4 protein-coding genes and 1 pseudogene are annotated in these 7,917 nt (G+C 63.4%); all 5 read left to right on the top strand.

Annotation, left to right across the window (positions count from 1 at the left end; genetic code table 11):
• Positions 1-145 precede the first annotated feature (145 nt).
• A complete protein-coding gene (locus AX703_RS13620) occupies positions 146-3,031 on the top strand; it encodes a TonB-dependent receptor (RefSeq protein WP_062344805.1) in 2,886 nt (961 codons plus the stop codon).
• A 91-nt stretch (positions 3,032-3,122) separates the two neighbouring features.
• On the top strand, positions 3,123-4,103 hold the full coding sequence (locus tag AX703_RS13625; protein ID WP_231735536.1) for an alpha/beta hydrolase: 981 nt from the start codon (positions 3,123-3,125) through the stop codon (positions 4,101-4,103).
• Positions 4,100-5,701 carry a family 43 glycosylhydrolase gene (locus AX703_RS13630; protein WP_062344795.1) on the top strand — a complete coding sequence of 534 codons (1,602 nt, stop codon included), beginning with the start codon at positions 4,100-4,102 and terminating at the stop codon, positions 5,699-5,701. Before AX703_RS13625 ends, AX703_RS13630 begins: the two co-directional genes overlap by 4 nt.
• The gene (uxaC, locus tag AX703_RS13635; protein ID WP_062344797.1) at positions 5,701-7,116 is read left to right on the top strand and encodes a glucuronate isomerase; all 1,416 of its coding nucleotides are present in this window, start codon (positions 5,701-5,703) and stop codon (positions 7,114-7,116) included. The genes AX703_RS13630 and uxaC overlap by 1 nt, the downstream gene beginning before the upstream one ends.
• Positions 7,113-7,917, top strand: a pseudogene (locus tag AX703_RS13640) (mannitol dehydrogenase family protein); the annotation flags it as partial. The gene uxaC and the pseudogene AX703_RS13640, both read left to right, overlap by 4 nt.

Genomic DNA, 7,917 nt, shown 5'->3' on the forward strand with positions numbered 1-7,917 from the left:
TGCGGGATCGGATCGATAGCCGGTACCATGTTGGTAGCAGGGCCGGCTTGCGGGAGCAGTGGTGCACAGAAAGGTTGTCGCTTCGCGTCATCCCTCTTTGACACCGGTATCAATGGCCTCGACAAGGGCAATGAGGGGATTCATCATGCTTACTTCAGTTTCGCGCATATCGCTGTTCAGGATGGCGTTGCTGGCGGGCGGCGGGCTCGCGGCAAGCGGTCTTGCCCAAGCGCAGGAAGCGGTCGCAGCTCCCGAAGCACAAGTCGGCGCAGACGATGCGGCTATTGATGATGCGATCGTCGTGACCGGATTCCGCCAGTCACTCCAAGCGGCCATCAACGTCAAGAAGAACGCCGTCGGCGCAGTGGATGCCATCGTCGCCGAGGACATCGCCAAGTTCCCAGACCAGAACCTTGCCGAATCGCTGCAGCGCATCCCCGGCATCTCGATCTCCCGCGATGCCGGTGAAGGCCGCGCCATTACCGTGCGCGGTCTGTCGAGCCAGTTCACCCGCGTCCGCGTCAACGGTCTTGAAACCGTGGCGACGTCGACCGACGGCGCATCGGCGAACCGCGACCGCGCATTCGACTTCAACGTCTTCGCTTCCGAGCTCTTCAGTTCGATCGTCGTCCACAAGACCGCCGAAGCAAGCCTCGATGAAGGTTCACTGGGCGCCGTGGTCGATCTCAGCACCGGCAACCCTCTGGCCGGCAAGGCCGGCTTCACCGGCGTCGCCTCGGTCGTCGGCACCTACAACGACCTGTCGGATTATGTCGGCCCGCGTCTCGCCGGCCTGCTCAGCTGGCGCAACGATTCCGGCACCTTCGGTGTGTCTCTTTCTGCCGCGTACCAGAAAACCAAGGTCCTTGAGCTTGGCAACAATACGGTGCGCTGGTCACAGGCCCGCTTTGACTCCGTCAATGGCGCGCCATGCTTCACGCAGAGCGCCACCGACCTGACCGGCCGCCAGAACTCCGGCGGGACCTACACCGTCGGTCGCAACGCCGCGTGCGACAAGGCCGCGCTTGCCTTCCACCCCCGCATTCCGCGCTACGGCGAGGTCAAGCACGACCGCGAACGCCTGGGCCTTACCGGCTCGGTCCAGTTCGCGCCGACCGATGCCACCAAGTTCTCGATCGATGGGCTCTTTTCCCGCTTCAACGCCGATCGCGAAGAGCAGTGGGGCGAAGTCCTGCTGCGCAGCAACGAGCGTTCGATCGACGTCGTGAACCCGGTCTACGACAGCAACAACAACATGATCTCGGCGACGCTCAACGATGCATGGGTCCGCACGGAGCATTACCTTCGCAAGAGCAAGACCGAGTTCTATCAGGTCGGCGGCACCTGGGACCAGGACCTGTCGGATTCCTTGCGCTTTACGGTGCTCGGCGGTTTCTCGAAATCGGATGCCGACATCCCGGTCGAAACCACGATGATCTTCGATGATCGTGACGCGCAGGGGTACAGCTTCGACTACACCGACATGAAGAGCCCGAAGCTGACCTTCGGCACCAGCGTGACCGACCCGGCCAACTTCCAGCTCGCCGAAATCCGCGACCGCCCATCGACCGTGGTGAACAAGTTCAAGACCGTGCAGTTCCGCACGGAATGGGACGTTGCGGAGGGCTTCACCGTGAAGGCCGGTGCGATGTGGCGCCGCTTCAATTTCGACACCGAATCCTACACCCGCGACACCGCTGTGTGCGGCAATGGTGGGCTTGACCGCGTGCTTGGCACGATCACGTGTTCGGCCTCTTCAGTCTTTGGCCCGACGGCCGTTTACGGCATCCCGGTGACGGCGCAATTGGCGCAGATGTTCAACCTCGGCAATGCCGGGCAGCCAGCAGGCAACACCAACGCCTGGCTGGTTCCGAATCTCGAAACCACCACGGCGCTGACGAAGCTCTACGACCGCGCGCTCGTTCCCGATGCTGGCAACATTCGCGGTGTCCAGGAAACCACCAAGGGCGGTTACCTGCAGTTCGACGGCAAGGGCGAACTACTGGGCCTGCGCTATGCGCTCAACGCAGGCATCCGCTATGTGAAGACCGAACAGTCCTCCTATGGTCTTGTCAGTGGGACCCAGGCCACGGTCGAACGGTCGTACGACGATTGGCTGCCAGCAGCCAATCTAGCACTATATCCTTCCGAAAACGTGATCATTCGTGGGGCGATAGCGGAAGTCATTACGCGCCCTTCGCTTGGCTCGCTCACGCCGGGCGGCTCGGCTGATGGCTTCAACTTCCGCGTGAACAGTGGCAACCCGTTTCTGAAGCCGTTCCGTGCCACGAATTATGACCTTGCCGTGGAGTGGTATTTTGCTCCCCAAGCTCTGCTCTCGGTGGCAGGCTTCATCAAGGACATCGCCACCTTTACGCAATCGTCGGTTATCCCCGAAGCGACCTTCGCGCAGACCGGGCTTCCCGTGTCAGTACTGAATCCGTCTTCCCCCGCAGCCCTCAATCCGGACTTGCTGAACCAGCGGATCTGGCAACTGACAACCATCGTCAACGGCGAAGGGGCTACGTTGAAGGGCGTGGAAGTGGCGGCGCAGATTCCGTTCAAGATCTTCACTGAAGGTTTTGTCGGCAATTTCGGCATACTGGCCAACGCGACGTATATCGACAGCAGCGCCACCTTCAGCCTTGCAGGCCCGGCAACGACACCAGGGGGCGCTTTGGTTGCGCCGATTTTGGTGAACAGCGCGCTCGCCAACGTCTCGAAGTGGGCCTTCAACGGCACGCTGTATTATGACGACGGCCGCTTCTCGGCCCGCGTGATGGGCACCTATCGCGGCCGCTATCACGAGGGTGCGAGCGGCACCGGCAACGTCCTCGAAGGCTATGGGTCGATGTTCAACCTCGACGCCTCGATGCGGTTCAAGCTGACCGACTGGGTCGAACTCTCGGTCGAGGGCAACAACCTGCTCGATACCTACCGCTATCGCTACACCGACATCGACGCGAACCGGAACTACGAGAACAATCATTATGGGCGCAACATCCTGGTGGGCGCCCGCTTCAAGTACTGACGACCAACCTGCCGGGCGCATCCCTCCCGCGCCCGGTACCTCAGAAGGAGCTGCCATGACTGTCGCAGGATCACTGGATCGTCGATTTTTCATGGCAGCTTCTCTTTTGTCACTCGGCCTTGGTGCAGCAGCGAGTGGCCAGACGCCGCCGCCCGCCGTGTCCGGTGGCCCCCTGCCCCCTGGCCTGCCACAGCCATCCGAAACGATCGATCTTTGGCCAGGCGGTGCGCCCGGCCAACCGGCCAAAGCACTGGTCGAAACCGTGCAGGAGCGCTCGACTGACCGCCTCGTCACCGATCGTGCCGTCTTCGGGATATCCCGCCCGCGCATGGCAGTGTTCCGGCCTGACCGCCCGAACGGCGCTGCGGTCCTGATAACGCCGGGCGGGGGCTATCGCTGGGTTGTGGTCGACAAGGAAGGGTACGAGATGGGCCGCTGGCTCGCGGCCCGTGGCTTCACCGCCTTCGTCCTGTTCTATCGCCTGCCCGGGGAAGGCTGGGCAGCGGGTCCGGATGTCGCACTATCCGATGCGCAGCGCGCCATGCGCCTCATTCGCCAGCGCGCCAGGGATTTCGCAATTGATCCGGAACGCGTGTCTGCAATGGGTTTCTCAGCCGGCGGTCATGTCTGCGCCGATCTTGCCACGCGCTTTGCGGTGAAGACCTATGCCCCGGTCGATGCGGCAGACGCGCTGTCGGTCAAACCGCACAGCGCCGCGCCGATCTATCCGGTGGTCTCGATGTCCGCACCCGATGCCCATCCCGGTTCGCGCGAACTCCTGGTCGGCAAGGCCGCTGCGCCGGAGATGGAAGCTGCGCATTCCCCTCACCGCAACATGCCGCGCGATGCCCCGCCACTGTTCCTGCTTCATGCCGAGGACGATGACGCGGTACCGGTGAACAATACACTGCTGCTTCGTGCCGCCGCCAAGGCACAAGGCGTGCGCGTCGAGACCCACCTGTTCGAGTTCGGCGGCCATGGCTTTGGCCTGCGCAAGGCAATCGGCAAGCCGGCCGAGGTCTGGCCGGATCTTTGGCGCGCGTGGGCGCGAACCACGGGACTGGCGCTATGACTGTGAATCGCCGTGATGCGCTGAAATCTGCCGCCCTCGTCTCTTTCGGTCTTGCCGCGCCTCTCGGAGCAAACGCAGCACCTGCGCCGCGCGAGGTCCCCTCGCGGCACCGGGGCTTCGACAACCAGCGCGTTGCCGATCTGGGCAACGGCATGTTTCTAAACCCGATCCTTTCGGGCGACCGTCCGGATCCGGCGATCCTCAAGGACGGCAAGGACTATTACCTCACCTTCTCCAGCTTCGAGAGCTATCCCGGGCTGCTGATCTGGCACTCACGCGATCTGGTGAACTGGCAGCCGCGCAAGCCTGCGCTACACAGGAACATCGGATCCGTCTGGGCAGTCAGCCTTGAGAAACACGCCGGACGCTACTTCCTTTACATCCCGGTGAAGGCTCTCCCACGCAACGAGATCTACGTGATCCATGCCGATCATATCGACGGGCCGTGGAGCGATCCGGTCCCACTTGGACTGCACGACCATATCGATCCGTGCCATGCGGTCGGCGAAGATGGTTCGCGTTGGCTGTTCCTGTCGGGCGGCGATCGCGTACGTCTTTCGGACGATGGCCTGAAGATCGCAGGCCCGGTCGAACATGTCTACGACCCATGGCGATATCCCGATGAATGGGACGTCGAAGGCTTCTCGCCCGAAGGTCCCAAGATCCATCGCATCGGCAAATGGTTCTACATGCTCACCGCCGTCGGTGGCACTGCCGGCCCGCCCACAGGCCACATGGTCATTGCCGCACGGTCGAAGTCAATCCACGGACCCTGGGAGCAGCATCCCGGCAATCCACTCGTCCGAACCAAGGACGTGCGCGAGGCCTGGTGGTCACGTGGCCACGCCAGCTTGGTCGAAGCTCCTGACGGATCGTGGTGGAGCCTTTATCATGGTTTCGAGAACAGCTTCTGGACGCTTGGACGCCAGTGCTTGCTTGATCCAGTCGCCTGGACTGCAGATGGCTGGTTTCACATGCAAGGCGGCGATCTCTCCAAGCCCCTGGCCAAACCGAGAGGGGGCGAGGCGCTTCCCCACGGAATGCCGCTAAGCGACAATTTCAGCACGCTGCAACTCGGAACAAAATGGTCGTTCTTCCGCCCGGCACCCGATGAAGCGGACCGCGTGCGCGTTTCCGACAGGACCCTGTTCTTCAAGGGCAAGGGTCTGGCACCATCGTCCGGTTCGCCCTTGCTGCAGATCGCGGGAGATACGTCCTATCAGTTCGAGTGCGACATCGAGCTGGCCGAGGGCGCCACTGCTGGACTTGTGCTGTTCTACGACGACAAGCTTTATGCCGGTCTAGGCTTCGACAGGGAGCGTTTCGTCACGCATCAGTACGGGATGGAGCGCGGCCGGCCAGCGAACCCGCACGGTTTGGCCATGCGGATCCGCGTGACCAATCGTCGCCACATCGTCAGCTATCACACCTCGGGTGATGGCGGACGCACCTGGCGCAAGTTCGACCGCGGAATGGAAGTCTCAGGCTATCACCACAACGTCCGTGGCGGTTTCCTGATGCTGCGTCCCGGCCTTTATGCCGCAGGACCGGGCGAAACGAAATTCCGCAACTTCATTTTCACCGCACTGGACGACTGATGCCCCGCATCCTTGAGCTTCATCCGGACCGGCTTTTGCCGGCTGATCCATCGGTGCGCGCGATTGCGCGCGAGCTTCATGCAAGCGTTGCGGGTTTGCCGATCGTCAGCCCGCATGGTCATACCGATCCGCGCTGGTTTGCGGGCAACGAGACCTTCGGCAATGCCACCGACCTGTTGCTGGTGCCCGACCACTACGTCTTCCGCATGCTCTATTCGCAAGGGGTGGCGCTGGAAGACCTCGGTGTGCGCAACAAGGCGGTCGATCCGCGCGCGGCATGGCGGCTGTTCGCCGAACGCTACTGGCTGTTTCGCGGCACGCCTTCGCGGATGTGGCTCGACTGGGTCTTCGCCGAGGCCTTCGGCATGGGCGTGCAGCTGGGCGCGGAGACTGCCGACCTCTATTTCGACACGATCACCGAGATGCTGGCCAGCGACAGCTTCCGCCCGCGCGCGCTGTTCGATCGCTACAACATCGAGGTCATCGCCACGACCGAGAGCCCGCTCGACACTCTGGAGCACCACGCCGCGATCCGCGCCGAGAACGCGTGCGCCGGCGGATGGCAGGGCCGCGTCATCACCGCCTATCGTCCCGATCCGGTGATCGACCCGGAGTTCGAGGGTTTTTCAGCGAACCTCGACCTGTTCTCGGGGCTGACCGGCGAGGACTGCCGCACGTGGACCGGCTACCTTGCCGCCCACCGCCAGCGCCGCGCCTTCTTCAAGGACATGGGCGCGACCAGCACCGACCATGGCCATCCCACGGCAGCAACCGCCAACCTTTCCGCATCCGAAGCGGCTGCGCTGTTCGAGCGCGTGGTTTCGGGCGAGTTCCATTCCTCGGACGCCGAGCTGTTCCGCGCCCAGATGCTGACCGAGATGGCGGCGATGAGCCTGGACGATGGCCTTGTCATGCAGATCCACCCCGGGTCCTTCCGCAACCACAATGCCGCGCTGTTCGAACGCTTCGGGCGCGACAAGGGCGCCGACATCCCGACCCGCACCGACTTCGTCCATGCCCTGAAGCCCCTCCTCGACCGGTTCGGCAACGAGAAGGACCTCTCGATCATCCTCTTCACGCTGGACGAGAGCGCCTATGCCCGCGAACTCGCGCCGCTGGCCGGGCACTACCCCTGCCTCAAGCTCGGCCCGGCCTGGTGGTTCCACGACAGCCCGGAAGGCATGAAGCGCTTCCGCCAGATGACGACCGAGACGGCGGGCTTCTACAACACCGTCGGCTTCAACGACGATACCCGCGCCTTCCTTTCGATCCCGGCACGGCACGACGTTGCCCGGCGCATCGATTGCGGCTTCCTGGCACAGCTGGTGGCCGAGCACCGCATCGAGGACTGGGAAGCGGCAGAGCTTGCGCAGGACCTGTCGTACAATCTGGCGAAGAAGGCCTATAACCTGTGAAGCGCCTGTCCCCGGACACGCTGGCAGCCCTGCCCGCAGAGGTTGCTCGCCCGCTCTACGATCGCGAAAGCCAAGAGGTTGGCATCGTCCACTTCGGCATCGGCGCGTTCCACCGCGCGCATCAGGCCTGGTACACCGATGCGGCGATGAATGCTGGTGACCGTGACTGGATGATCACCGGTGTCTCGCTGCGCTCGGCGGGCGTTGCGCGGCAGATGAACCCGCAAGGCGGGCTCTATACGGTGGCCGAGCAATCGGACGACGGGATGCGCGCGAGGATCGTGGGATCGGTCCGCAACGTGCTGGTGGCGAGCGAGGAACCCGATGCGGTGATTGCCGCCGTGGCTGCGCCTGCCACCCGCATCGTCAGCCTGACGGTGACCGAGAAGGGCTACTGCCGCAATCCTGTTGGCAGCCTCGACTTCGACCTCGCGCATTCCTTGAGCTTCTACTACTTCGTCACGCAAGGCCTGCTGGCGCGGGCCAAGGCGGGACTGCCCGGCGTGACACTGCTGTCGTGCGACAACCTGGCCGAGAACGGCGCGATACTCGAGCGCCTGATGCGCCAGTACCTTGCCCGGCACGAGCCTGATCTGGTGGACTGGTTCGATCGGAACTGCACCTGCCCCGCGACGATGATCGACCGCATCGTGCCCGCCACGACCGACGAGGACCGCGCGGCGGTGGCAGCAGCGCTGGGCGGTCTTCAAGACGAAGCCTGTGTCGTCACCGAACCGTTCAGCCAATGGGTGATCGAGGACCGCTTTGCGTCCCCGCGTCCGCGCTGGGAAGCTGTCGGCG

It is taken from the genome of Novosphingobium sp. CCH12-A3 (assembly GCF_001556015.1).
GTDB lineage: Bacteria > Pseudomonadota > Alphaproteobacteria > Sphingomonadales > Sphingomonadaceae > Novosphingobium > Novosphingobium subterraneum.